Origin of the sequence: Diaphorobacter sp. ED-3 (assembly GCF_027625375.1) — a bacterium.
Taxonomy (GTDB): domain Bacteria; phylum Pseudomonadota; class Gammaproteobacteria; order Burkholderiales; family Burkholderiaceae_C; genus Diaphorobacter; species Diaphorobacter nitroreducens.
In genome coordinates this window covers 2,075,071-2,099,621 of record NZ_CP115182.1, presented here as the reverse complement: position 1 = coordinate 2,099,621, position 24,551 = coordinate 2,075,071, and the positions used below count along the sequence as shown (strand labels likewise).

Annotated in this window: 18 protein-coding genes and 1 pseudogene; 8 read left to right on the top strand and 11 right to left on the bottom strand. The window is 68.5% G+C overall.

Going from position 1 to position 24,551, the window contains the following annotated elements; translation table 11 throughout:
• Positions 1 to 41 precede the first annotated feature (41 nt).
• Positions 42 to 746 carry a YebC/PmpR family DNA-binding transcriptional regulator gene (locus PCQ86_RS10305; protein ID WP_270173646.1) on the bottom strand — a complete coding sequence of 235 codons (705 nt, stop codon included), beginning with the start codon at positions 744 to 746 and terminating at the stop codon, positions 42 to 44.
• Between the two features lie 267 nt (positions 747 to 1,013).
• Here PCQ86_RS10305 and PCQ86_RS10300 point away from each other — a divergent pair, with 267 nt between their 5' ends.
• The 3 genes from PCQ86_RS10300 to upp all read left to right on the top strand — a co-directional run bounded on the left by PCQ86_RS10300 (position 1,014) and on the right by upp (position 3,765).
• The gene (locus tag PCQ86_RS10300) at positions 1,014 to 1,856 is read left to right on the top strand and encodes an enoyl-CoA hydratase-related protein (RefSeq protein ID WP_103738259.1); all 843 of its coding nucleotides are present in this window, start codon (positions 1,014 to 1,016) and stop codon (positions 1,854 to 1,856) included.
• A 170-nt stretch (positions 1,857 to 2,026) separates the two neighbouring features.
• A complete protein-coding gene (locus PCQ86_RS10295; protein ID WP_047351211.1) occupies positions 2,027 to 3,013 on the top strand; it encodes a threo-3-hydroxy-L-aspartate ammonia-lyase in 987 nt (328 codons plus the stop codon).
• Positions 3,014 to 3,135: 122 nt separating this feature from the next.
• Complete coding sequence (gene upp, locus PCQ86_RS10290; RefSeq protein WP_015913242.1) at positions 3,136 to 3,765, top strand: uracil phosphoribosyltransferase; 630 nt, start codon at positions 3,136 to 3,138, stop codon at positions 3,763 to 3,765.
• Between the two features lie 86 nt (positions 3,766 to 3,851).
• Here upp and PCQ86_RS10285 read toward each other — a convergent pair whose 3' ends face one another.
• Complete coding sequence (locus PCQ86_RS10285) at positions 3,852 to 6,344, bottom strand: AI-2E family transporter (protein WP_270173645.1); 2,493 nt, start codon at positions 6,342 to 6,344, stop codon at positions 3,852 to 3,854.
• Between the two features lie 281 nt (positions 6,345 to 6,625).
• Here PCQ86_RS10285 and PCQ86_RS10280 point away from each other — a divergent pair, with 281 nt between their 5' ends.
• The 4 genes from PCQ86_RS10280 (at position 6,626) to PCQ86_RS10265 (ending at position 11,705) form a co-directional block, all read left to right on the top strand.
• Complete coding sequence (locus PCQ86_RS10280) at positions 6,626 to 8,341, top strand: Na/Pi cotransporter family protein (protein ID WP_270173644.1); 1,716 nt, start codon at positions 6,626 to 6,628, stop codon at positions 8,339 to 8,341.
• 290 nt (positions 8,342 to 8,631) lie between these two features.
• The gene (gene adh, locus PCQ86_RS10275; protein WP_270173643.1) at positions 8,632 to 10,155 is read left to right on the top strand and encodes an aldehyde dehydrogenase; all 1,524 of its coding nucleotides are present in this window, start codon (positions 8,632 to 8,634) and stop codon (positions 10,153 to 10,155) included.
• 95 nt (positions 10,156 to 10,250) lie between these two features.
• Entirely contained in the window at positions 10,251 to 11,282 is a 1,032-nt protein-coding gene (adhP, locus tag PCQ86_RS10270; RefSeq protein ID WP_011805140.1) for an alcohol dehydrogenase AdhP, read from the top strand.
• A 21-nt stretch (positions 11,283 to 11,303) separates the two neighbouring features.
• Complete coding sequence (locus tag PCQ86_RS10265) at positions 11,304 to 11,705, top strand: DUF779 domain-containing protein (RefSeq protein WP_047351214.1); 402 nt, start codon at positions 11,304 to 11,306, stop codon at positions 11,703 to 11,705.
• 111 nt (positions 11,706 to 11,816) lie between these two features.
• Here the strand turns inward: PCQ86_RS10265 and PCQ86_RS10260 are convergent, their stop codons facing one another.
• From PCQ86_RS10260 to sbcB, 3 genes are all read right to left on the bottom strand, one after another.
• Entirely contained in the window at positions 11,817 to 13,820 is a 2,004-nt protein-coding gene (locus PCQ86_RS10260) for a sigma-54-dependent Fis family transcriptional regulator (RefSeq protein WP_270173642.1), read from the bottom strand.
• A 70-nt stretch (positions 13,821 to 13,890) separates the two neighbouring features.
• Positions 13,891 to 14,775, bottom strand: coding sequence for an NAD-dependent protein deacetylase (locus PCQ86_RS10255; RefSeq protein WP_270173641.1), 885 nt, complete (start codon positions 14,773 to 14,775; stop codon positions 13,891 to 13,893).
• A 9-nt stretch (positions 14,776 to 14,784) separates the two neighbouring features.
• A complete protein-coding gene (sbcB, locus tag PCQ86_RS10250) occupies positions 14,785 to 16,224 on the bottom strand; it encodes an exodeoxyribonuclease I (protein WP_270173640.1) in 1,440 nt (479 codons plus the stop codon).
• A gap of 68 nt (positions 16,225 to 16,292) precedes the next feature.
• Between sbcB and PCQ86_RS10245 the strand changes: the two genes are divergently transcribed.
• Entirely contained in the window at positions 16,293 to 17,693 is a 1,401-nt protein-coding gene (locus PCQ86_RS10245; protein ID WP_270173639.1) for a lytic murein transglycosylase, read from the top strand.
• A gap of 92 nt (positions 17,694 to 17,785) precedes the next feature.
• Here PCQ86_RS10245 and PCQ86_RS10240 read toward each other — a convergent pair whose 3' ends face one another.
• The 6 genes and pseudogenes from PCQ86_RS10240 to clpS form a co-directional block, all read right to left on the bottom strand.
• Positions 17,786 to 18,496 carry an ABC transporter ATP-binding protein gene (locus tag PCQ86_RS10240; RefSeq protein WP_015913233.1) on the bottom strand — a complete coding sequence of 237 codons (711 nt, stop codon included), beginning with the start codon at positions 18,494 to 18,496 and terminating at the stop codon, positions 17,786 to 17,788.
• Positions 18,497 to 18,506: 10 nt separating this feature from the next.
• Positions 18,507 to 19,706, bottom strand: coding sequence for an ABC transporter permease (locus tag PCQ86_RS10235; protein WP_047351218.1), 1,200 nt, complete (start codon positions 19,704 to 19,706; stop codon positions 18,507 to 18,509).
• Positions 19,703 to 20,855 (bottom strand): annotated as a pseudogene (locus PCQ86_RS10230) (efflux RND transporter periplasmic adaptor subunit). The gene PCQ86_RS10235 and the pseudogene PCQ86_RS10230 overlap by 4 nt, the downstream one beginning before the upstream one ends.
• Complete coding sequence (locus PCQ86_RS10225) at positions 20,852 to 21,460, bottom strand: TetR/AcrR family transcriptional regulator (RefSeq protein ID WP_270173638.1); 609 nt, start codon at positions 21,458 to 21,460, stop codon at positions 20,852 to 20,854. The pseudogene PCQ86_RS10230 and the gene PCQ86_RS10225 overlap by 4 nt, the downstream one beginning before the upstream one ends.
• Before the next feature lie 251 nt (positions 21,461 to 21,711).
• The gene (gene clpA / locus PCQ86_RS10220; protein WP_270173637.1) at positions 21,712 to 24,060 is read right to left on the bottom strand and encodes an ATP-dependent Clp protease ATP-binding subunit ClpA; all 2,349 of its coding nucleotides are present in this window, start codon (positions 24,058 to 24,060) and stop codon (positions 21,712 to 21,714) included.
• Between the two features lie 59 nt (positions 24,061 to 24,119).
• On the bottom strand, positions 24,120 to 24,488 hold the full coding sequence (clpS, locus tag PCQ86_RS10215; RefSeq protein WP_015913417.1) for an ATP-dependent Clp protease adapter ClpS: 369 nt from the start codon (positions 24,486 to 24,488) through the stop codon (positions 24,120 to 24,122).
• Positions 24,489 to 24,551 lie beyond the last annotated feature (63 nt).

The following is a 24,551-nucleotide window of genomic DNA, read 5'->3' as shown; positions in this document are numbered from 1 at the left end:
TGGGTGGACGGGGGCCTTGGCGGCACGGTGCATCGCGTGCATCAGTCCACGAGCCCCACGAACACGTTCTGCACGTCGTCGTTGTTTTCGATGCCCGCCAGGAAGGCCTGCACTTCCTCCTGCGCCTCGGGCGAAAGGCTGGCCATGCTCACCGGGTTCTTGGCCTTGTAGCCCAGCTTGACCGACAGCACCTTGAAGCCGAAGCCCGGCAATGCCTTGGCCACCGCGTCCAGATCCGAAGGGTCGGTCAGGAACAGGGTCTGACCTTCTTCCTCGCCGGGCTCGAAGTCCTGGGCACCGGCCTCGATGGCGGCCAGTTCCGCATCGGCGCCGGCTTGCTCGGGCTCGCCCTCGATCATGCCCACGTGGTCGAAGTCCCAGGCCACGGCACTCATCTGCCCCTTGCGAAAGCACACGCGCATCTCGGGCGCCGTGCGGTTCACGTTGTCGGTCAGGCATTCCACCATCACCGGCACCTGGTGCGGGGCAAAGCCCTCGTAGATCACGCGCTCGTAGTTCACCGCGTCGCCCGCCACGCCCGAACCCTTCTTGATGGCACGCTCCAGCGTGTCCTTGGGCATGGACGCCTTGCGCGCCGCCTCGATGGCCAGGCGCAGGCGCGAATTGCCGGCAGGGTCGGCCCCCGCGCGCGCGGCGACGATGATTTCCTTGACCAGCTTCCCAAAAAGCCTGCCCTTGGCATCGGCGACCAGCGCCTTGCCCTTTGCCTTCCATTGCGCGCCCATGGCTGCGAATCCTTTGCTTGGAGCCAACAAAAAATGCGGCCTGCGCCGCAGCGGCAAAGTGTATACCTCGCCGCCAGACCGGCTGGACCGCGACAGAGGGGCGCCTGCCGGTGGCGCCGCGCGAGATGGCGCTTCTTTGCTATGCATCAAATAGCTGCCCGCGCTTGCCCTACAAGCGCTGCAGGCCGATTTCGCTCTGCACCCGATGACCGCCGCACCGTCGCGCAAGCGACGCCCCGGCCCGCCGGCCACTCCTACAGTCGCGCCATGAACACCCTCACCTGCTTCACCCTCACCGTCACCGACCATGTGGCCCACTTGGTGCTGAACCGCCCCGAGGCCATGAACACCATGCACCCGCAGTTCTGGCGCGAGCTGGACACCGTGCTGGCCAACCTGCACCGCGGCGGCGAGGCGCGCGCGCTGGTCATCAGCAGCACGGGCAAGCACTTCAGCGCGGGCATGGCGCTGGAGACCTTCGGCGGCGCGATCACGCTGGACGACCGCAGCCCCGAGGGGCGCGCCGCCGTGTTCGACCAGCTGACGGACATGCAGGCCACCTTCACGCGCATCGAAGAGCTGCGCATCCCCGTGATCGCGGCCATCCACGGCGGCTGCATCGGTGGCGCGCTGGACATGGTGGCGGCCGCCTGCATCCGCTATGCCACGCGCGATGCCTTCTTCTGCATCCAGGAGATCAACATCGGCATGGTGGCCGACGTGGGCAGCCTGCAGCGCCTGCCCAAGCTCATGCCGCTGGGCCTGCTGAACGAGCTGGCCTACACCGGCCGCCGCCTGCCGGCCGAGCGCGCGCTGGAATGCGGACTGGTCACGCAGCTGTTCGACTCGCACGAAACGCTGGTGGCCGGCGCCCTGGCCTGCGCGAACGAGATTGCCACCAAGCCGCCGGTGGCCGTCTGGGGCACCAAGCAGGCCGTGCGCTATGCGCGCGACCACGGCGTGCACGACAGCCTGCGCCAGATGGGCTGGCTGCAGGGCGCCATCTGGAGCAACCGCCACGTGGGCGAGGCCGTCTCCGCCATGCAGGCCAAGCGCGCGGGCGACTTCCCGGCGCTGGCGCCGCTCAAGCGCTTCAGCGAACTCGGCTGACGCACGCGCCGCGCGGCCCCGGTTTCAAAGTTGATAGCTGGGTGCGCTTGCTGCAAGGGCGTTGCAGGCCAATCGAGGCATATACCGCCGGGTGTCGGGCTATGATGCGGCAACCCGCCTGCGGCGCGGCACCGCGCCGCGTTTCCATTCACCAGCGTTCGCCCACAGCCATGCACCTGCCGCGCCCTCCGCTGCCCACCTACGACGACGTTGCCGAAGCGGCCCATCGCCTCAAGGGCATGGCACACCGCACGCCGGTGCTGAGTTCCAGCACGTTGGATGCGCTGCTCGGAGCGCAGGTGTTCTTCAAGTGCGAAAACCTGCAGCGCATGGGCGCGTTCAAGTTCCGCGGCGCGTTCAACGCACTGGTGCAGTTCAGCGAGGCGCAGCGCCAGCGCGGAGTGATCGCGTTCTCGTCGGGCAACCATGCGCAGGCCATCGCGCTGTCGGCGCGGCTGCTGGAGATTCCCGCAGTCATCGTCATGCCGGAGGATGCGCCGCTTGCAAAGATAGCCGCCACGCGCGGCTACGGCGCCGAGGTGGTCACCTACAACCGCTTCACCGAAGACCGCGAGGCCATCAGCCGCCGCCTGGCCACCGAGCGCGGCATGACGCTGATTCCGCCCTTCGACCACGCCCACGTGATCGCCGGCCAGGGCACGGTGGCCAAGGAGCTGTTCGAGGACGTGCCGCACCTGGACTACCTGTTCGTGCCGCTGGGCGGCGGCGGCCTGCTGTCGGGCTGCCTGCTGGCAGCCCGCGAACTGGCGCCGCAGTGCAAGGTGGTCGGCGTGGAGCCCGAGACCGGCAACGACGGACAGCAGTCCCTCAACGCAGGCCACGTGGTGCGCATCGACACACCGCAGACGATTGCCGACGGTGCACAGACGCAGGCACTGGGCGCGCTCACCTTCCCCCTCATTCACGCCGGCGTTTCTGACATCGTGACCGCCACCGATGCGCAGCTCATGAGCGCGATGCACTTCTTTGCCGAACGCATGAAGATCGTGGTCGAGCCCACGGGCGCGCTGGGACTGGCGGGCGCGTGCCATGGCGGCGTGCGGCTGCGGGGCAAGCGCGTGGGCGTCGTCATCAGCGGCGGCAACGTGGACATGACCCGCTACGCGCAACTGCTGACCGCGGCGTCGGCAGATTGACCTGAGGCGGATGGGCCTCTGGCCGGCGGTGCGTCGGCGCTGCCCGCGCGCAGGGGCTTGGCGCCAGAGTGCAAAATTCCGGCTCCGATCATTTTTTCTATCCCAATAAGAGGCACCAGCCCATGAGCAACGTCCACGTCATCGACCACCCCCTGGTACAGCACAAGCTGACCCTGATGCGCAAGAAGGACGCCAGCACCAACAGCTTCCGCCGCCTGCTGGGCGAGCTGTCCACCCTGATGGCTTACGAAGTCACGCGCGACATGCCGCTGCAGGACATCCAGATCGAAACCCCGCTGGAGACCATGACCGGCAAGGTCATCGACGGCAAGAAGCTCGTGCTCGTGTCCATCCTGCGCGCGGGCAACGGCTTCCTGGACGGCATGCTCAACGTGGTGCCGGGCGCGCGCATCGGCCACATCGGCCTGTACCGCGACCCGGACACGCTGCAGCCGGTCGAGTACTACTTCAAGATGCCCTCGGAGATGGCCGAGCGCGACATCATCGTCGTGGACCCGATGCTGGCCACCGGCAATTCCGCCGCCGCGGCCGTCGCGCGCCTCAAGCAACTGCAGCCGCGCTCGATCAAGTTCGTGTGCCTGCTGGCTGCACCCGAGGGCGTGGCCACGCTGCAAAAGGCCCACCCCGACGTGCCCATCTACACCGCCGCTATCGACCGCGAACTCAACGACCACGGTTACATACTGCCCGGCCTGGGCGATGCGGGCGACCGCATCTTCGGCACCAAGTAACGCGCTGGAGACAGGGCCTGCCCCGGCCCTGGCCGCGCCGGTCGCTCCTACTTCAGACCATTTCGGACGATTTCGGACAACGTCGGCTACTGCGGCACCACCTGACCCACCGTGGCCGATGGCGCGGCCTGGCCCGCGGGTAGCGCCGGGCCGCCCGCGGCCTGGGCGTCGCGCCAGCCGGCCATGAGGTCATTGGCCATGGCCTGCAGCAACCGCTTTTCCCGCTCATCGAACGCGCGCGGCGCGGTGTCCATCAGGCACAGCGTGCCCAGCGCATGGCCCGCCGCGTCGCGCAGCGGAACGCCCGCGTAAAAGCGCAGACCCTGCTCGCGCAGCGCCGGATTGCCGGCAAAGCGCGCATCCCGCGCAATGTCGAGCACCACCAGCGACCGCTGCCGCGCCACCACATGCCCGCACAGCGACAGGCCGCGCGGCAGGCCCTGGCCCGCCGAGCAGGCCTGCCCCCCGCCGGCCGACAACGGGCCGTGCGCACACAGCGTGACCTGCCGCTCGCGATCCACCAGCGACACCATCGCCAACGGTACGTCGAAGATGTCGGCCGCGCGCTGGGCCGTGTGCTGGCACAGCTGCTGCAGCGCGGGGCTGTCCAGCACGCCGCTGGCCTGCAGGGCGCGCAGGCGCGCCTCGTCGTGCGCGGGAATGGGCGCGGGGGTGTAGGCGCCTTCCACGCTGGCGCCCTGCAGCTGCGCCACCTGGGCCAGGGTTTCCTCCAGCGACAGCGCCAGCGCGTCGGCGCCCAGTTGGGCACTCAGCTCGTCCTGCGGCTGGGACTGCACCCCACCCCACAGCGCCAGCACGATGTGCACATGCGGCCAGCGGCGCTTGAGCCTGCGGCACAGGTGCCGCGCGGCGGCGGTGGGCTCGGGCGCGAGCCACACCACGCAGACCACGCGCACGGCGTCCAGGTCCAGGCCATCCAGATGTTCGGCGCTCATGGCGCCCTCCACGCGCGCCAGCGCCGGGCAATGCTGCAGCGACAGCGCATGCGCCAGCATGCGCGCCGCGAACAGATCCACCTCCCACTTGCCGCCCAGGCACACCACCGGCTCCTGCGCAGCGGCGTCGGGCACCGGGTACTGCTCCTCCAGCTCGTCCAGCAGCGCGTCCATGCCTTCGACCAGGCGCAGGCGGTGCTCGGGCGTGGCCACCTGCGCATGGTCGCCCACGGCCATGCGCAGCACGGGCACGCCCACCTGGCCGTAGAAAGCGGGCACGGCGCCCTTCAGGGCCTCGATGCGGGTGGTGCTCAACTCGATGGCCTCCGCCGCGTCGCCCGCCAGCAGTCGCTGGTAGATGCGCGTGGGCTCGTCCAGCACCGGCCGGCTGCCCAGCAGCACCTCCAGGAAGGCCAACTGCGGCAGATACCGGCCGATCACCAGCAGGCACACGGTGAGCGGCGTGGACATGATGAGCCCCACCGGCCCCCACAGCGCCGCCCAGAAGGTGGCCGCCACGATGAGCGACAGCGCCGACAGCCCGGTGCTGGACCCATACAGCCAGGGCTCGATGACGTTGTTGCTCACCAGTTCCAGCAGCACGATGAGGCCGATCGTCCACAGCACCAGGTCCCAGCCCGGGTCCACCGCGAAAGCGAGGGTGAGCGGAAACGCCGCGGCAATGAACGGCCCCAGGTAGGGCACGAAGCGCATCACCGCGGCCAGCGACCCCCACAGCACGGCACCGGGCACGCCGATGAGCCACAGGCCCGCCGCCATGGGAATGCCGTAGGTCACGTTGACCAGCAACTGCATGGTCAGGTAGCGCGTGATGCGGTCGCCCGCCTCGTCCATGGCATCGGTGGCGCGGTGCAGATTGCCCCCCCACAGGCGCAGCAGGCGGTCGCGCAGGTCTACACGGTCCAGCAGGATGAAGATCACGAACACCAGCACCAGGCCCGCCTGGGTGAGCGGCCCACTGACCGCCGAGAGCGCGGCCATGAGCTGGTTGGCGGGCGACAGCACGGGCGGCTGCACCTGCACCTTTTGCACCGCCGGCGCGCGCGCGGCACCCGACAAGGCGGGAGCGGCCGCCTCCACCTCGCGCTGCACGATGTCGAAGGTGCGCTTGGCGCCATCGAACATGCCGGGCGCGCGCAACTCCTGGCGCAGGCTGCGCAGCTTCTTGCGGATGGTGCTTTGGTAGGAGGGCAGCTGCGCGCTCAGCTCGCGCGCCTCGTTACCCACGAACAGCGCCCCCACGCCCAGCACCATCAGCATGGCCATCACCACCGCGATGACCGAGGGCAGGCGCGGCAGGCCCATGCGCTTGAGCTGCGCCACCAGCGGCTCCAGCACGAAGCTCAGCAGGAACGCCAATGCCAGCGGCACCAGCAGCGTACGGCCGAAATACAGGCCCGCGACCACCAGCGCCGCGATCACCAGGCCGATCATGAACCGCAGGCTGGGCACCGTGGCGTCCAAGGCCGTGGCGGTGTGCACGGTGCGCTGCGGCGGATAGCCCGAAGCGGTGGCGCCGCGCGCCGCCCCCGCATCCCTGGCCGGCCTGGAATCGGTCGGCTCCTGCGGCCCGCTGTTGCCCATGGCGTTGTCCCCTTGCATCGCTTCTCGAAGTCGTGTCCGGCGCGTATTGTCTGCTGCGCGGCCCCGCGCCCCTGTAGGCGGCAGCCGCCACAGACTGCACGCGGGCGGACGACTGACAGCGCACGCCGTGCACCGCGCCGCCCGCAAAGCGCTCCACCCTACCGATCAATGACCTAAAATAGCCCCAGCGCGCTTGTAGCAAGCGCGAGCAGCTATCAAAATAAAAGCGCCTCTGCCGCACCGTCCCGTCGGCACGCACCTACCGGTCCACCCCCCAACAAAGCCCCCGCGCCGCCGCCTTGACCGCCACCGCCACTCCCCTGATTGCCGCCGGCACCCTGCTGGGCGGCATCGGCCTGTTCCTGCTGGGCATGACCATGCTGACCGACGGGCTCAAGCTGGCGGCCGGGCGCGCGCTGGAGCGCATCCTGGCCGCCTGGACGCGCACGCCGCTGCACGGGCTGGTGACAGGGGTGGCACTCACGGCGCTGGTGCAATCGTCCACCGCCATGACGGTGGCGGCCATCGGTTTCGTCAATGCGGGGTTGCTGGGCTTCAGCTCCGCGCTGTGGGTGGTGTTCGGCTCCAATCTGGGTTCATCGGTCACCGGCTGGCTCGTCGCGTGGCTAGGCTTTGCGGTGAAGGCCGATGCCTTCGCCCTTCCGTTCATCGGCATCGGCATGGCGCTGCAAATCACCGGCAGCGGCACGCGGCGCGGGGCGCTGGGCCAGGCGGTGGCGGGGTTCGGCGTGCTGTTCCTGGGTATCGAACTGCTGCGCCAGGGCTTCACCGGGCTGGATCCGCAGGCGCTGCCACCGCTGTCCAGCGACCTGCCGGGCCTGGCGCTGGCAGTGCTCATCGGCCTGGGCATGACGGTGGTGCTGCAGGCCTCGTCGGCCACGCTGGCGGTGGTGCTCACGGCCGTGGCGGGCGGCTCGCTGGCGGTGGAAGTGGGCGCGGGCGTGGTCATCGGCGCCAACGTGGGCACCACGCTCACGGGCATCCTGGCCGCCATCCACGCCACGTCCAACGCGCGGCGCCTGGCGGCGGCACACGTGCTGTTCAACGTGGTGACGGCCGCGGCGGCCCTGGCGCTGCTGTCGCCCCTGCTCGCCGCCATCCACCACCTGGGCGTATGGCTCACGGGTGAGGGCGACGCAGTGACGCAGCTCGTGATCTTCCACACCGCGTTCAACCTGCTGGGCGTGCTGCTCATGTGGCCGCTGTCAGGGCCGCTCGCGCGCTTTCTGCTGGCGCGCTTTCGCTCGGCCGACGAGGACGTGGCACGCGCGCAGTTCCTGGACCACAACGTGGCCGCCGTGCCCGCGCTGGCCCTGCAGGCGCTGCGCCGCGAGATGGCGCGCGTAGGCCACATGGCACTGCAGCTGGCGTCGGATGCCACCCGCATGGCGCCCGTCGCCCTGCCCTGGCAACCGGCGGGCGCACAGGCCACGAGCCAGCTCACGCGCCAGTTGCAGGCGCTGGAGCAGCTGCAGCAGCAGGTGGGCGCGTTTGTGAGCGACGTGAGCCGCCAGCCGCTGTCGCGCGACGTGGCCGACCAGATGCCCGAGCTGCTGCGCATTGCGGGCTACTACGACACGCTGGCGCGTGTCATGCACCAGGTGGGCCAGCAGGCGCTACGCGTCACGCACCCCGCAACGGTGCCGCCCACCACGCCCGAAGGCCACCCCCTGGCCGCGCTGCCCCTGGCCTTCACCGCGGCGCTGGATTTTTTTGCCGCCGCTGATCCCAAGGCCCACGACCTGGACCAGGTGAACACCGCTCACGCCGTCTTCGACGCGGCGTACGAAGCCGCCAAGGCCGCCGTGCTGCGCGCGGGTGCCCAGGGCTTGCTGGAAGTGACGGCCGTGCACGAGTGGACGGGACTGCTGGGCGACCTGCGCCGCGCCGTGGAGCAGGCCCACAAGGCCGCGCAGCATCTGGCGGCCCTGCCGCGTCTCAAGCCCACCCCGCCCGCCAACGGCCCGGCAAGCGTTACGCCCGGTGCCGAGTGACCCGCAGCGGCGATTCAGGCAAAAAGTGCCTGCAACGCCCTTGAATACAGCGCGAGAAGCTATGTAAAACATAGCACCCTGAGCCCTTCAGCACGACTGCACCTTCAACGGGTGTTCCGTCATGGGCCGGCGCACTGTTGCGTTATGGCACACGGCTGCGCCGCTGCGGCACAGCCGCGGCACGCCCCACCGCCCCTTCCCTCTGGAGCCGTTCTGGCACGGCGCTTGCACTGAGGCACTGCCGCCGCCGCATCGGCGGCATTCCTTCACAAGCACTCAGGAGACACCACATGAACATGGCCGAAATCGCCAGCCTTGGCATCGCCAACCCCTACAAGCAGCAGTACGGCAACTACATAGGCGGGCAGTGGGTGGCGCCCGTGGACGGGCAGTACTTCGAGAACATCTCGCCCATCAACGGCCAGAAGTTCACGGCCGTGCCACGCTCCAACAGCAAGGACATCGACGCCGCACTGGACGCTGCGCACAAAGCCAAGGCCGCGTGGGGCCGCACCTCGACCACTGAGCGCGCCAACATCCTGAACCGGATCGCCGACCGCATGGAGGCCAACCTGCTGCAGATCGCCGTGGCCGAGACCATCGACAACGGCAAGCCGCTGCGCGAGACCATGGCGGCCGACATTCCGCTGGCCATCGACCACTTCCGCTACTTCGCCGGCGCCGTGCGCGCGCAGGAAGGCGGCATCAGCGAGATCGACGCCGACACCATTGCCTACCACTTCCATGAGCCGCTGGGCGTGGTCGGGCAGATCATTCCCTGGAACTTCCCCATCCTGATGGCGGTGTGGAAGCTCGCCCCCGCGCTAGCTGCGGGCAACTGCGTAGTGCTGAAACCCGCGGAGCAGACGCCCGCCTCCATCCTGGTACTGATGGAGATCATTGGCGACCTGCTGCCGCCGGGCGTAGTCAACGTGGTCAACGGCTTTGGCCTGGAGGCTGGCAAGCCGCTGGCCTCCAGCAACCGCATCGCAAAAATAGCCTTCACCGGCGAGACCACCACCGGCCGGCTCATCATGCAGTACGCCAGCCAGAACATCATCCCCGTGACGCTGGAGCTGGGCGGCAAGAGCCCCAACATTTTCTTCGAGGACGTGATGTCCGCCGACGACGGCTTCTTCGACAAGGCGCTGGAAGGCTTTGCGATGTTCGCGCTGAACCAGGGCGAGGTCTGCACGTGCCCCAGCCGCGCGTTGATCCAGGAATCGATCTACGAGCGCTTCATGGAGCGCGCGCTCAAGCGCGTGGCCGCCATAAAGCAGGGCCACCCGCTGGACAAGAACACCATGATCGGTGCCCAGGCCTCGCAGGAGCAACTGGAAAAGATCCTTTCTTACCTGGACCTGGGCAAGCAGGAAGGCGCCCAGTGCCTCATCGGCGGCGCGCGCAACACCGCGCTGGGCGGCGACCTGGCCGGCGGCTACTACGTGCAGCCCACGGTGTTCAAGGGCCACAACAAGATGCGCATCTTCCAGGAAGAAATCTTCGGGCCCGTGGTCTCGGTGACCACCTTCAAGACCGAAGAAGAGGCGCTGGAGATCGCCAACGACACGCTCTACGGCCTGGGCGCGGGCGTGTGGAGCCGTGATGGCGCGCGCGCCTTCCGCATGGGCAAGGGCATCCAGGCGGGGCGCGTGTGGACCAACTGCTACCACCTCTACCCCGCGCACGCCGCGTTTGGCGGCTACAAGCAGTCGGGCATCGGCCGTGAGAACCACAAGATGATGCTGGACCACTACCAGCAGACCAAGAACCTGCTGGTGAGCTACACCCAGCAGCCGCTGGGCTTCTTCTAAGCCCATACAGCGCCCCCACTGGCCGTCCCAGCAGGGGCGGCTGGTGCACGGGGGCTCCCCTTGCGTTCATTTGCACAGAGAAGGAGGTTTATCCCATGCCAGCCAAGACAATGAAAGCCGCCGTGGTCCGCGAGTTCGGCAAGCCGCTGACGATCGAAGAGGTGCCCGTGCCCACCCCCGCCGCCGACCAGATCCTGGTGAAGATCGAGGCCTCGGGCGTGTGCCACACCGACCTGCACGCCGCCGAGGGCGACTGGCCCGTCAAGCCCAATCCGCCCTTCATCCCGGGGCACGAGGGCGTGGGCTTCGTCGCCGCCGTGGGCGCCAACGTCAAGCATGTGAAGGAAGGCGACCGCGTGGGCGTGCCCTGGCTGCACTCGGCCTGCGGCCGTTGCACGCACTGCCTGGGCGGTTGGGAGACGCTGTGCGAGTCGCAGAGCAACACGGGGTATTCGGTCAACGGCGGTTTTGCCGACTACGCGCTGGCCGACCCCAACTACGTGGGCCGCCTGCCGAAAGACCTGGGCTTCGTGGACATCGCCCCCGTGCTGTGCGCCGGCGTGACCGTGTACAAAGGCCTGAAGGTGACCGACACCAAGCCCGGCGACTGGGTGGCGATTTCCGGCATTGGCGGCCTGGGCCACATGGCCGTGCAGTACGCCCGCGCCATGGGGCTGAATGTGGCTGCGGTGGACGTGGACGACGACAAGCTCGCGCTGGCCCGCCAGCTGGGCGCCAGCGTGACGGTGAACGCGCGCGACACCGACCCGGCCGCCTTCCTGCAAAAGGAGATCGGCGGTGCGCACGGCGCGCTGGTCACGGCCGTGTCGCCCAAGGCCTTCGAGCAGGCGCTGGGCATGGTGCGGCGCGGCGGCACGGTGTCGCTCAACGGGTTGCCGCCGGGCAACTTTCCGCTGCCCATCTTCGACATGGTGCTGCGCGGCGTGACCGTGCGCGGCTCCATCGTCGGCACGCGGCTGGACCTGCAGGAGTCGCTGGACTTCGCCGCGCGCGGCCAGGTGAAGGCCACGGTGCGCACCGAGAAGCTGGAGAACATCAACGACGTGTTCGCGCGCATGCACAAGGGCCAGATCCAGGGCCGCGTGGTGCTGGACATGGCGGCCTGACACCGCAGCACAGGCAACGCCATGACCACGCCAGCGCCGCCCGCCACCCGCGTGTCGGCCACACCCGAGGCCACGGCGCTCATCAAGCGCCTGGTGGCCCAGCACGGCCCGCTGATGTTCCACCAGTCGGGCGGCTGCTGCGACGGCAGCGCGCCCATGTGCTTTGCCCGCGGGGAGTTCCTGCTGGGCGATGCCGACGTGCTGCTGGGTGAGATCGCCGGGCAGCCGTTCTACATGAGCCGCTCGCAGTTCGCGTACTGGGAGCACACGCACCTCCTCATCGATGCGGTACCGGGCGGCGGGGGCATGTTCTCGCTCGAAGGGCCCACGGGCATGCGCTTTCTCACGCGCTCACGGCTGTACACCGACGAGGAATGGGCCGCCATCGAAGCGCTGGGGCCGCCGCCAACGGGCGGCCAGTGACGCGGTTCTAGAGTTGCTCTTTATTTAATAGCTGCTCGCGCTGTATCGGCGGCGTTTTTCAGGTCAATTTCGGCTGAATCTCCCGCCCAACCAGCGCAAATCGCTCCTTTTTCAGGAGCGACACGACTGCGCGCGCAGGTAGCGGTACACCGTGTTGCGCGACACGCCCAGCGCGCGCGCGGCGGCGGAGACATTGCCCGCGTGCGCATCCAGTGCCTGCTGCAGCGCATGGGCCGCCACATCGCCCAGCGGCCGCACGCTGGCCGGGGCCGGGGCCGCGGCACGCGCGCCGTCCGCTGGCGGCACCGCCGGCTGAGAGAACGCCTGCGCCACCACGCGGCCCTGCTGCGCCAGCGCCTCGCATTCCTCCAGGAAGTCCTCCGGCAGGTGCGCGCACGTGATCGCGTCCGCGCCCTCGGCCAACAGCGCCGCCGTGCGCAGCACGTTGGACAGCTGGCGCAGGTTGCCCGGCCAGGCGTGGGCGGCGAACAGCGCCATCACCTCGGGCGCCACCGGTATGGGGCTGTCTGCGGCGGGAGAGTCATGCTGGGCGCGCAGCAACCGCTGCACGATCACCGCCAGGTCCGTGCGCTCGCGCAGCGCAGGCAGTCGCACCACCAGGCCGTTCAGTCGGTAGTACAGGTCGTCACGGAACTGGCCGTCGGCCATCATGGCGCGCAGGTTGCGGTGCGTGGCGCAGACCACGTTCACGTCCACCTCGATCTGCCGCGTGCTGCCCAGAGGCGCCACGCTGCGCTCCTGCAGCACGCGCAGCAGCCGTGCCTGCATGGCCAGCGGCATGTCGCCAATCTCGTCCAGGAACAGCGTGCCGCCGTGCGCCTGCACGATCTTGCCCACGCTGCCCTTGCGCCGCGCGCCGGTGAAGGCGCCCTCTTCGTAGCCGAACAGCTCGGCCTCGATCAGCGACTCGGGAATGGACGCGCAGTTCACCGCCACGAAGGGCCCCCGCGCGCGCGGGCCGTCGTTATGGATGGCACGCGCCAGCAACTCCTTGCCGGTGCCCGTCTCACCCAGGATCATCGTGGGCACGCCACGCCCCAGCAGCCGCGTGACGCGTTCGATCACCTGCGCCAGCTGGGCATCGCCCGTGTCCAGGTAGCGCAGGCTGGACAGGCCCGGGGCCGCAGCAGGCCGCGCGCGCGGCGGCGGAGCCGCGGCCGGGACGTCCGGGCACACCGGCAGCGTGACGCCGCCGCGTGGCGCAAACTCCACCTGTGCGTGCACCGACACGCCTGCCGGCAGTTGCAGCGCCAGCAGCGTGGGCACCGAGCGGCGCGCATGCTCCAGCAGCGCGCCCATCGACAGGCCGAACAGCGAGGTGAAGGTGTGTGCCGCCAGCGCCGGTCCCGACAACCCCAGCTGGAACTGCGCGCTGCGGTTGGCCGCCAGAAAGCGCCCCTGCGGGGTGAACGCCGCCAGCCCTTCCATGAGCGTGCCCAGGAACTCGGCGCGCGCATGAAAGCGCAGGCGCACGGCATCCTCGTACACCTTGCCGAAGAGGTGGTTCTCCACCATCGCGGCGGACATGCGCACCAGCGCCAGCGTGTGGGCGCTGTGGCCGCGGCGGTCGCCGCTCACGTCCAGCGCGCCGAGGATCTGCCCCTGCGGATCCAGGATGGGAGCGCATGAACAGGTGAGGAACTGGTTGGCTTCCAGGTAATGCTGGCGCCCGTTGATCTGCACCGCATCGCCCAGGGCCAACGCCGTACCAATGGCGTTGGTGCCCTTGCTGCGCTCCGACCAGCCCGCACCGGGCTGCAGGGCCACGCGGCTGGCGCGATCCAGGAAGGCATCATCGCCCTCGGCATGCAGGATCACCCCCTGCGCGTCGGTCAGCATCACCATGCTCTGCGTGCCGCGCAGCTGCTGCGCCAGGGTTTCCATGACGGGGCGCGCATGGGCGCACAGGGCCTCGTTGCGTGCCACGGTCCAGGCCAGGGTCTGGCGGTCCAGCAGGTGCAGGTCGGCCTGCTCATGGGGCTGCAGCCCGAACGACTGCGAGCGGGCGTGGGCCTGGGCGACGACGCCTGCCGTGGTCAGCGCCAGCGCGGCACCCGCGGAAGGATGCGCGCCGGGCGTTGCGGTGCGGTGCATGGTGTCTCCTATGCAAGCTATGCGCTGCACGGCACGCGGCCAGGCGGCGCTTTGGGACCGCACGATAGCATCAACGGCCGCTGACGAGCCCAGCAACCGCGGCGGGCACGCTGGCATGGGGCTGCGCCCACGCGTGGGCCAACGCCTGCAGGGCAGTGCCTGCGTCCTGCTCCAGCTTGAGCGCCAGCAGCCCGTCGGCCCGTGTACGCCCCTGGTTGACCGCTGCCACGGGCAGGCCGGCATCGACCGCCGCCTGCACGAACCGAAAGCCCGAATACACCATGAGCGACGAGCCCACGACGAGCACCGCGTGCGAGCGTGCCAGCGCCGCGCGCGCGGCCTCCACACGCTCGCGCGGCACGCTCTCGCCAAAGAACACCACGTCGGGCTTGAGCAGGCCGTTGCCGCAATGTGCGCAGGAAGGCACATCGAAGCCGCCGAAATCAAGCCCCTCCAGATCGGCGTCCCCATCGGGCGCGGCGCCGGCCTGCAGCGCCACCCATCCAGGGTTGCGCCGCTCCAGTTCGTGTTGCAACGCCGCACGCGGCGCACGCATGCCGCAGTCCATGCACAGCACGGTGTCGATGCGCCCGTGCAGGTCCAGCGTGCGCTGGCTGCCCGCTGCGCTGTGCAGGCCGTCCACGTTCTGGGTCAACAGCAGTTCGATACGGCCCGCCGCTTCCAGCGCAGCCAGCGCACGGTGCGCAGAACCGGGCTGGGCGCGGCCCATCACCCGCCAGCCCAGCAGGCTGCGCGCCCAGTAGCGCCGGCGCGTGGCTTCATCGCCCATGAAGGCCTGGAAGGTGACGGGCTGGGGGCGCTTCCATTCACCGTTGTGGTCGCGGTAGTCGGGAATGCCCACCTCCGTACTGCAGCCCGCGCCCGTGATGACGAACAGGCGCGGATGGCGGCGCACGAAGTCAAGCAGCGCATCAACGTTGGCGGCAGCTTGCATCACAGCCCCTCAGTCCATGCCGGGCGCGATGCTCTCGGCGTAGTCGTACACCGCGCCGAGGATGGCCTCGGTGCGTTCGTCATCGGCCTCGGCACCCAGCGTGTCCAGGCGCTCGAACAGCGCGTCGAACGTCAGCCCGCCGCCCTCGCCCTCCACCAGCATCGCGACGCGGTGCGCCTCCCAGCGCTCCTGCTCCTCGGGCGAGAGCGTGTGCGGGAAGTTGCGCGCACGGTAGCGCCAGACCAGCTCGGCCAGGCGCGCGTCGTCAAAACCCAGGCGCTCGTGCGCCAGCTCTTCGCCGGGCAATGCGCGCAGACGGTTCAGGCGGCGGCGGTCCTCATTGCCCACGAAGCCCCCGTACAGGTCCTGGTCCACATCCAGCGGCCCCTCCGCAGGGCGCTGGAACACCTGGGCCCACACGGCTGTCAGGTCGGGCAACGCGCGCGCCGCGGCGGCATGCAGCGCGGCCTGTGGCAGGTCGATGCCCCAGCGCTGCGCCATGGCCGGCGTGAGTGTATTGAGGTTACCCACCACCATCGGCGACTTGTTCAGATGCACGCTCTTGAGCGGCAGGCGCGTCACGCCTTCGGGCAGGTCGGCCGCGCGCGTGAACAGGCGCGTGCGGATCTCGTCAGCGGACAGCCGGGCCAGCTCGGAAGGGTCTTGCGCCAGATCCCAGGCCAGCAGCTCATTCTTGTTGGTCGGGTGGCTGGCCAGCGGCCACATCACGGCCAGGCAGCCGCGTTCGGCAGGGAACATGCCCGAGACGTGCAGGAACGGCCGTGCCTCCTGCGCCGTGGTGGGCAGGCGCAGCTCAGCCGCCACGCGGTCCTTCTTGTGCAGGGACAGCGCGAAGTCGAACAGCCGGGGGTTGTGTGAACGGATGAGCCGCGCCAGTGCGATGGTCGCGCGCACGTCCGACAGCGCGTCGTGCGCGGCCTCGTGCGCCAGGCCGTTGGCCTTGGACAGATGCTCCAGGCGGAAGCTGGGCTTGCCGTCCACCTCGGGCCACGCGATGCCCTCGGGGCGCAGCGCGTAGGTCAGGCGCACCACATCCAGCAGGTCCCAGCGGCCGCACTGGTTCTGCCACTCGCGCGCATACGGGTCCATGAGATTGCGCCAGAACATGAAGCGCGTGATCTCGTCGTCGAAACGGATGGTGTTGTAGCCCACGCCAATGGTGCCGGGCAGCGCCATCTCGGCCTCGATGCGGGCGGCGAATTCGCGCTCGGGCAAACCCTTTTCCAGGCACAGCTGGGGCGTGATGCCGGTGATCAGGCACGACTGCGGATCCGGCAGATAGTCGTTGGCCGGGCGGCAATAGATCATCAGCGGCTCGCCGATCTCGTTGAGCTCGGCATCGGTGCGGACGGCGGCAAACTGTGCGGGGCGGTCGCGGCGCGTGTTGGCGCCAAAGGTTTCGTAGTCGTGCCAGAGAAAAGTGTGCATGAGGAAGAAGTTGCAGCCGGAAACAGTGCCAGGGCGAAGTATGCATGGCAGGCCGGCACAATGGCCGCATGCGTTTTCTCTTCATGCCCGACACCCTCACCCGGCGCCGCGCCGCCGCCTCCGCACTGGGCCTGGCAGCACTGGCGGGGTGCGCCTCCGCTCCGCCAGCGACCCCCGCCGTAGCGGCTCCATCCGCTGCACCCAGCGCCCCTGCGCCCGCGCCGGTTATCCCCCAACTGCCCTCGCCCGCAGCGCCCACCACCCCGGCGCCTGCCCCGGCAGCATCCACCGTGGAACCGGCGAGCACGCCGGTCGCGCCGGCGGCGCCCGACACCACCGCAACCACGCTGGCCGGCTTCCACGCCTGGGTGAGCGCCTTTGCACGCGAGGCGCTGGCCGCCGGCATCCGCCCGCAGACCGTGGCCGCCACCCTGGGCCAGGTGCAGTGGCAACCGCGCGTGGTGGAACTGGACCGCGCCCAGCCCGAATTCACCCGCCCGCCCTGGGCCTACCTGGACAGCGCCGTGTCACCCCAGCGTATTGCGCAGGGACGCGAGCAGCGCCGCCAGTACGCCGACGCGCTGGACGCGGCAGCGCAGCGCTACGGCGTGCCCGCCAGCGTGGTCACGGCCATCTGGGGCATGGAGAGCAACTATGGCCGCAACTTCGGCAGCTTCCGCACCGTGGATGCGCTGGCCACCCTCGCCTACGACGGGCGCCGCAGCGCATGGGCCCAGCGCGAGCTGCTGGCCGCGTTGCGCATCGTGGACCAGGGCGACATCGCGGCCGACGCGCTCATCGGCTCCTGGGCCGGGGCCATGGGGCACACGCAGTTTCTGCCCTCGGTGTTCCTTGCCCATGCGGTGGATGCCGACGGGGACGGGCGGCGCGACATCTGGGGCAGCGTGCCCGACGTGGTGGCGTCCACGGCCAACTTCCTGTCCCGTTCGGGCTGGAAGAGCGGTGAGCCGTGGGGCGCCGAAGTGCTGCTGCCGCCCGGCTTCGACTACGCACGCGCCGAACTGAGCGTGCGCCAGGCCAGCAGCGACTGGGCCGCTGAAGGGGTGCGCGGGGTGGATGGCGCAGAACTGCCGCCGCTGCAGGACGCCTCCGTCCTTACCCCGGCAGGCGCGCGTGGTCCCGCCATCCTGGTCGGGCCCAACTTCCGCGCGCTGCTGCGCTACAACAACTCGGTGAACTACGCCCTGGCCGTGGGCCTGCTGGCACGGCAGATCGACGGCGGCGCGGGCCTGGCATCCGCCTGGCCGCGCGAACTGCAGCCTCTGTCGCGCAGCGAAGTACGCGCGCTGCAGGAGGCGCTGAACGCGCGCGGCCTGGACACCGGCACGCCCGACGGCGTGGCAGGGCCCGCCACGCGCGCCGGGGTGCGCCGCTACCAGCAAAGTGTGGGCTTGCCCGCCGATGGCTATGCCACGCGCGAACTATTGCAGCGACTGCTGACGCCCTGAGCCGGCGTCACCGCGTTGTTTTACTCCTTTTTTGATAGCTACTAGCGCTTGCTGCATGGGCACTAGAGCCTGATTTCATCAAGATCGCCGCTTCACTCGAAGCCGCGACCCTCGCCCGCCTCCTCGTGGGTCACGCCGTCGCGTATGTGGTAGATGCGCTTGAAGGTGGGGATGATCTTCTCGTCGTGCGTGACGACGATGATGGCCGTCTCCAGGCGCCGCGCCATGTCGTTCAGGATGCGGATCACCGCCATGGCACGTTGCGAATCCAGCGGCGCCGTGGGCTCGTCGGCCAGGATCACCGGCGGGCGGTTGACCAAGCCGCGGGCGATGGCCACACGCTGCTGCTCCCCGCCCGACAGTTGCGATGGCATGGCCGTGGCGCGGTGCTGCACGTCCAGGGCCGTGAGCAACTCCAGTGCGCGGCGGCGCGCCTCGTCGTTGGGCACGCCTGCCAGCATGGGCAGCAGCGCCACGTTGTCGGTGGCATCCAGAAACTGGATCAGGTACGGCGCCTGGAACACGAAGCCGATCTGGTCGCGGCGCAGCGCGCGCAGGTCGGGTACTTGCCAGCCGTCGTCATAGATCACCGTATCGCCCAGCGTCATGCGGCCCGACGTGGGGTCGATCACCGCGCCCAGGCACTTGAGCAGCGTGCTCTTGCCCGAGCCGGACGGGCCGATCAGGCCCACCACCTCACCCGGTGCCACGTGCATGTTCACGTCCTTGAGGGCGAGGAACGCCGTGTCGCCGGAGCCGTAGCGCTTGGTCAGGCGCTCGATGTGGATCCCTTTCCTGCTCATTGCTGCGTCCTCACCCTATCGCCTCGGCCGGATCGACCCGCAGCGCCATGCGGATGGCCACCACGCTGGAGAGCACGCAGATCGCCAGCACCGCGATGAACCCCGCCACCGTATCGAACGGCACCAGCAGCACATATTTGGGAAACAGCGGCGCGGCAAAGGTGGCCGTGATCTTGCCGACGACGAAGCCGATCACGCCGAGCACCAGCGCCTGCTGCAGGATCATCCAGGCGATGGTGCGGTTGCGCGTGCCGATGAGCTTGAGCACGGCAATCTCGCGGATCTTGTCCATCGTCAGCGTGTAGATGAGAAAAGCCACGATGGCCGCACTGACCAGCGCCAGGATCACCAGGAACATGCCGATCTGCTTGGCCGATGTGGCGATGAGCTTGCCCACGAGGATGCCTTCCATCTGCGCCCGGTCGTACACCGTGAGCCGCTTCCAGCGGCGGATGGGCTCGGCCACCTCCTGGGATGTGAAGCCCGGCTGCATGCGCACCAGCACGGCATTCACATAGCTGTTGCTGGTTTGCGAGGCCACCACCGCATCCAACAGGTCGGGAACGCCGGGGCGGTTGAAGGCCGGGTTGGCCTCGGTGCGGCGGCGCTGCATGAGGATGGCGTCGTTGTCCTTGAGAAACTGCGCCTCCTGCGCATCTTTCAACGGTATGAACACCATCGGGTCGCCGCTGGACGAGACCATGCGCCGCGTGAGGCCCACCACCGTGTAGTGGTTGCGCCGAATCTTCAGCACATCGCCCAGACGCACGCCGGCCGCCACGTCGGCGACGGCCTCGTAATGGCCGCGCGTGATCTGGCGCCCCGCCACCAACTGCGGCGGCCAGCCGGGCGCGCCTGGGCCGCTCGCGGTGATGCCCACCACCATGGAGCGCACATCCTTGTCGCCATGGCCCACTTGCATGGTCAGGTAGGTGATGTTCGCGGCCTGCGCCACGCCCGGCATGGCGCGGATGCCGCGCCACAGGTCGTCGGGCACGCTGGAGGATTCCGCGTAGGGGCCCAGCGTGTCTTTCTGCACCACCCACAGGTCGGCGCCGCTGTTGTCCAGCAGCACCTTGCCGTCGTCCACCATGCCGCGGTAGACGCCCGCCATGGTCAGCGTCACGCCGATCAGCAGGCCCAGGCCGATGCCTGTGAAGACGAACTTTCCCCAGGCATGCAGAATGTCGCGCCCTGCCAGGCTGATCAAGGCGCCACCCCGGCAATGCGCTCGACCACGTGCACGCGGCTGCGCGCCGTGAGCGCCCTCTCGCTGTACACCACGATGGAGTCGCCCACGGCCAGCCCGTCCAGCACCTGCACATGGCCGTCGAGGTCCGCACGGCCCAGGCGTACCTGCGCAAACTGCGGCTTGCCACCGACCAGCTTCCACACGCCGCGCTGCCCGTCCACGAAGCGGATGGCCGCATTGGAGATGGTGGGCGCTTCGGGCAGTGCCGGCAGGCGCACGGTGACCTCGGCCAGTTCACCGACGGGGGGCAGCGGTGTAACCGGTGCATCGAAGACGATCTTGGCCAGCGTCTCCTCTGTCACCGCGTCCGCCAGGGGCTCGACGCGCAGCACGCTGCCGACCAGGTTGTCCCCGCGGCGCGAGCGCAGCACCACCTCGGCCGGCAGCCGGGGCCGCCAATCCTTGGGCGGTGATCTGGTCAAAGCGCGTGTCGATCCACAGGCTGGCCGGGTCGATGAGCTTCACCACGGCCTGCCCCGCCACCACGGTCGTGCCAGGGTCGGCATCGCGCGCAGCCACCATGCCTGCCACGGGCGCCACCAGCCGCAGGTTGCCACGCTGCGCGCGCAATGCCTGCAAGTCAGCGCGCTGACGGCTCGCATCCTCGCGGGCAGCGGCGAGCGCGGCGTCTGCCACGGCCAGTTCCTGCTGCTTGGTGGCGTAGCTTTCCTCGCTGGTGCCGCGCACCGCCACCAGTTGCCTGTAGCGCTGGTGCTGGGTCTGCGCATAGCTCTGCCTAGCCTCTGCCTGGCGCAGCGCGGCTTCGGCGCTCTTGATGGCCGCCTGCTGTGCGCGCAGGCGGTCGTCCAGGTCCACCGGGTCCATTTCGCCCAGCACCTGCCCGGCCTCCACCCTGTCGCCCACCTGAACGTCCAGGCGCTGCACGCGCCCGGCGAAGGTGGGACCGATCTTGTACAGATAACGCGCCTGCACCGTGCCAATGCCTGAGAGTGCCGGGGCAATGGCACGCGACTGCACGCTGCCCAGCGTGACCGCCACGGGCGCCAGCGGCCCCGAACGCAGAGCGACATAGACGAACAGCGCCACCAGCGGCGCAATGACGGCGATCATCGCCAGCGTGCGGCGCCGCAGACGGGGAAACTTCATAACGCTCTTCCGATGCCGCGGCGGTAAATGGCAAACACGCCCTGCGCATCGCGGCGCATGCGCTGCACGTCACCCGCGAGCAGCGACTGCATCACCAGCCCCTGCACGGTGCCGATGAACAGCACGGCAGCGGCCTGCGCATCCAGTTGCGGGTCCAGCTCTCCCGCGGCTTTGCCGGCCTCCAGCAGCCCGCGCAGGCGCTCGCCGTAGGCCGTGATCAGGGTCTGCACCATCTGCTTGGGCAGGGTTTGGCCGGGGCGTTGGAGCTCCCCAAAGATGAGGCGTGGCCCACCGGGCCGCTCGCACACGAAATGGATGTGCGCCATGAACACCGCCTCCAGCGCCGCCAGGGGAGAGGCCGCCCCATCCGCGGCCGCGTCCACGCGCGCCATGAGACGCTGTGCCACCCACGACATCACCGCTTGCAGGATGGCGTCCTTGGACGCGAAATGCCGAAACAGTGCCCCCTGCGTCACGCCCATATGCTGGGCAATGGCGGTGGTGGTGATGTCGCTGGGGTTCTGCTGGGCCGCCAGATCGACCACGGCCTCCACCGTGGCGATGCGCCGTTCGTCGGCGGGCAGGTACTTGGGCAGTTCACTCATGCAGCCACCTAAAGAAAGTAACTTATTACTATCTTATCGACAAACACACTGTGCGCAAGGCACGAATGCCCTTCTGGAGCATCCCGGGTTCTCATTCGCACGACCACCCCCTGCAATTCGCTCTCTTATCGATAGCTGCTCTCGCTTGGTGGATGGGCGTCAGAGCCGCTTTTGCTCATAAGCATGGCGAGCACCCATAAAAAAACCCGCAGCGCGGGCTGCGGGTTTGTTGAAACGCGGCGGTGCCGGAATCAGTCGGCGGTGGCTTCTTCGGGTTCGGCCGGTTCGGACTTGGCTCCGCGCTCCTTCTTGGGCACCGGCTGGATGTCCAGCAGCACCTCGGAAGTCTCCACGCCCTTGTCGTCCGTCTTGACCTCGATGTCCACCGTCAGACGCCCGCCTTCGGTCAGGCGACCGAAAAGCAACTCGTCGGCCAGCGCCTTGCGGATGGTGTCTTGGATCAAGCGCTGCATGGGGCGCGCGCCCATGAGCGGATCAAAGCCCTTCTTGGCCAAGTGCTTGCGCAGCGCGTCGGTAAAGGTAACTTCCACCTTCTTCTCGGCGAGCTGCTGCTCGAGCTGCAGCAGGAACTTGTCCACCACGCGCAGGATGATCTGCTCATCCAGCGGCTTGAAGCTCACGATGGCATCCAGGCGGTTGCGGAACTCGGGCGTGAACAGGCGCTTGATGTCGCCCATCTCGTCGCCCGCCTGGCGCGGATTCGTGAAGCCGATAGCGGCCTTGTTCATGGTCTCGGCGCCCGCGTTCGTCGTCATGATGATGATGACGTTGCGGAAGTCGGCCTTGCGCCCGTTGTTGTCCGTCAACGTGCCGTGGTCCATGACCTGCAGCAGCACGTTGAAGATGTCCGGGTGTGCCTTCTCGATTTCGTCGAGCAGCAGCACGGCGTGCGGCTTCTTGGTGATGGCCTCGGTCAGCAAACCACCCTGGTCGAAGCCCACGTAGCCCGGAGGCGCACCGATGAGACGGCTCACGGCGTGGCGCTCCATGTACTCCGACATGTCGAAGCGGATCAGGTCCACGCCCATGATGTAGGCGAGCTGCTTGGCGGCCTCGGTTTTGCCCACGCCTGTGGGGCCCGAGAACAGGAAGGAGCCGATCGGCTTGTCCGCCTTACCCAGTCCCGAGCGTGCCATCTTGACGGCGGCGGCGAGCACCTCCAGCGCTTTGTCCTGGCCGAAAACCACGCTCTTGAGGTCGCGCTCAAGCGTCTGCAGCTTGCCGCGGTCGTCATTGGACACGTTGGCAGGCGGGATGCGGGCGATCTTTGCCACGATCTCCTCGATCTCGGCCTTGCCGATGGTCTTTTTGCGCTTGGACGGCGTCAGGATGCGCTGCGCGGCGCCAGCCTCGTCGATCACGTCGATGGCCTTGTCGGGCAGGTGGCGGTCATTGATGTACTTGGCACTCAGCTCGGCCGCAGCCTGCAAGGCGCCGGCGGCGTACTTCACGCTGTGGTGCTCCTCGAAGCGGCTCTTGAGTCCCTTGAGGATGTCGATGGTCTCCTGTACCGTTGGCTCGACCACGTCCACCTTCTGGAAGCGCCGCGACAGCGCCGCGTCCTTTTCGAAGATGCCGCGGTATTCGGTGAAGGTAGTCGCACCGATGCACTTGAGCTGCCCGCTGGACAGCGCAGGCTTCAGCAGGTTGGACGCATCCAGTGTCCCGCCCGACGCCGCGCCCGCACCGATCAGCGTGTGGATCTCGTCGATGAACAGGATGGCGTTGGGCTTGTCTTTCAGGCTCTTCAAGACGCCCTTGAGGCGCTGCTCGAAGTCGCCGCGGTATTTGGTGCCCGCCAGCAGCGCGCCCATGTCCAGCGAATACACCGTGGCCTCGGCCAGGATCTCGGGCACGTCGTTCTGCGTGATGCGCCAGGCCAGGCCCTCGGCAATCGCGGTCTTGCCCACGCCGGCCTCACCCACCAGCAGCGGGTTGTTTTTGCGGCGGCGGCACAGGACCTGGATGGTGCGCTCGACCTCGTAGTTGCGGCCGATCAGGGGGTCGATCTTGCCGTCCTTGGCCGCCTGGTTCAGGTTCTGGGTGTATTGCTCCAGGGGCGACGCCTTTTCACTGCGCTCGCCTTGCGCGCCCTCTTCCCCGTCGGCCTGGCCCTCGGCCTTGGCGGGCTCCGGCGGCTCGCCCTTCTTGATGCCGTGGGCGATGTAGTTCACCACGTCCAGGCGCGTCACGCCCTGCTGGTGCAGGTAGTACACGGCATGGGAGTCCTTTTCGCCGAAGATGGCCACAAGCACGTTGGCGCCCGTGACCTCCTTCTTGCCGTTGCCCGTGGACTGCACGTGCATGATGGCGCGTTGAATCACCCGCTGGAAGCCCAGCGTGGGTTGTGTGTCCACCTCGTCGGTACCGGCGACCTGCGGGGTGTTGTCCTTGATGAAGTTGGTCAGCGATGCGCGCAGATCGTCGATGTTGGCAGCGCATGAACGCAGCACCTCGGCCGCGCTGGGGTTATCGAGCAGTGCCAGCAGCAGGTGTTCCACGGTGATGAACTCGTGGCGTTGCTGGCGTGCCTCGACAAAGGCCATGTGCAAGCTGACTTCCAGTTCCTGGGCAATCATGTGAGAACTCCTTTGTGCTTGCGTGTTAGGGATGACTGTAGATTGGGAGCAATGCCCCCTTATTCAACGGGCTCACTCAAACATTGCAGGGGGTGGCCTGCCTTGTGCGCCGCTTCCAGCACCTGGTCCACCTTGGTAGCGGCGACATCGCGCGTGTACACACCGCACACGCCTTTGCCGTCCAGATGGATCTTCAGCATGATCTGCGTGGCGGCCTCGCGGTCCTTGTTGAAAAACTCCTGCAACACGACGACGACGAATTCCATGGGGGTGTAGTCGTCGTTGAGCATGACCACCTGGTACATCTGGGGCGGCTGGGTCTTCTGCGTACGCCGCTCCAGCACGACCGAACCACCCTCGTCCCAGGACGGAGGGGTGGGAGCCGGCACCGGCGCGGGGATTGGGGGGGTGGTTGCCATGAATTTCATTCTAGCGAGGCCGATGCGGCACCTGAGCAGACCTCACATGGTGCCGCGCGGGCTTTTTTCAAG

What these genes read in the sequence shown, in the direction of transcription:
- PCQ86_RS10295 (WP_047351211.1), top strand. Translation starts at nt 2,027, where the DNA reads ATGCACCTGCCGCGCCCTCCGCTGCCCACCTACGACGACGTTGCCGAA.
- PCQ86_RS10305 (WP_270173646.1), bottom strand. Translation starts at nt 746, where the DNA reads ATGGGCGCGCAATGGAAGGCAAAGGGCAAGGCGCTGGTCGCCGATGCC.
- adh (WP_270173643.1), top strand. Translation starts at nt 8,632, where the DNA reads ATGAACATGGCCGAAATCGCCAGCCTTGGCATCGCCAACCCCTACAAG.
- PCQ86_RS10265 (WP_047351214.1), top strand. Translation starts at nt 11,304, where the DNA reads ATGACCACGCCAGCGCCGCCCGCCACCCGCGTGTCGGCCACACCCGAG.
- sbcB (WP_270173640.1), bottom strand. Translation starts at nt 16,224, where the DNA reads ATGCACACTTTTCTCTGGCACGACTACGAAACCTTTGGCGCCAACACG.
- PCQ86_RS10240 (WP_015913233.1), bottom strand. Translation starts at nt 18,496, where the DNA reads ATGAGCAGGAAAGGGATCCACATCGAGCGCCTGACCAAGCGCTACGGC.
- clpS (WP_015913417.1), bottom strand. Translation starts at nt 24,488, where the DNA reads ATGAAATTCATGGCAACCACCCCCCCAATCCCCGCGCCGGTGCCGGCT.
- PCQ86_RS10260 (WP_270173642.1), bottom strand. Translation starts at nt 13,820, where the DNA reads ATGCACCGCACCGCAACGCCCGGCGCGCATCCTTCCGCGGGTGCCGCG.
- PCQ86_RS10225 (WP_270173638.1), bottom strand. Translation starts at nt 21,460, where the DNA reads ATGAGTGAACTGCCCAAGTACCTGCCCGCCGACGAACGGCGCATCGCC.
- adhP (WP_011805140.1), top strand. Translation starts at nt 10,251, where the DNA reads ATGCCAGCCAAGACAATGAAAGCCGCCGTGGTCCGCGAGTTCGGCAAG.
- PCQ86_RS10285 (WP_270173645.1), bottom strand. Translation starts at nt 6,344, where the DNA reads ATGCAAGGGGACAACGCCATGGGCAACAGCGGGCCGCAGGAGCCGACC.
- PCQ86_RS10255 (WP_270173641.1), bottom strand. Translation starts at nt 14,775, where the DNA reads ATGCAAGCTGCCGCCAACGTTGATGCGCTGCTTGACTTCGTGCGCCGC.
- PCQ86_RS10300 (WP_103738259.1), top strand. Translation starts at nt 1,014, where the DNA reads ATGAACACCCTCACCTGCTTCACCCTCACCGTCACCGACCATGTGGCC.
- PCQ86_RS10245 (WP_270173639.1), top strand. Translation starts at nt 16,293, where the DNA reads ATGCGTTTTCTCTTCATGCCCGACACCCTCACCCGGCGCCGCGCCGCC.
- upp (WP_015913242.1), top strand. Translation starts at nt 3,136, where the DNA reads ATGAGCAACGTCCACGTCATCGACCACCCCCTGGTACAGCACAAGCTG.
- clpA (WP_270173637.1), bottom strand. Translation starts at nt 24,060, where the DNA reads ATGATTGCCCAGGAACTGGAAGTCAGCTTGCACATGGCCTTTGTCGAG.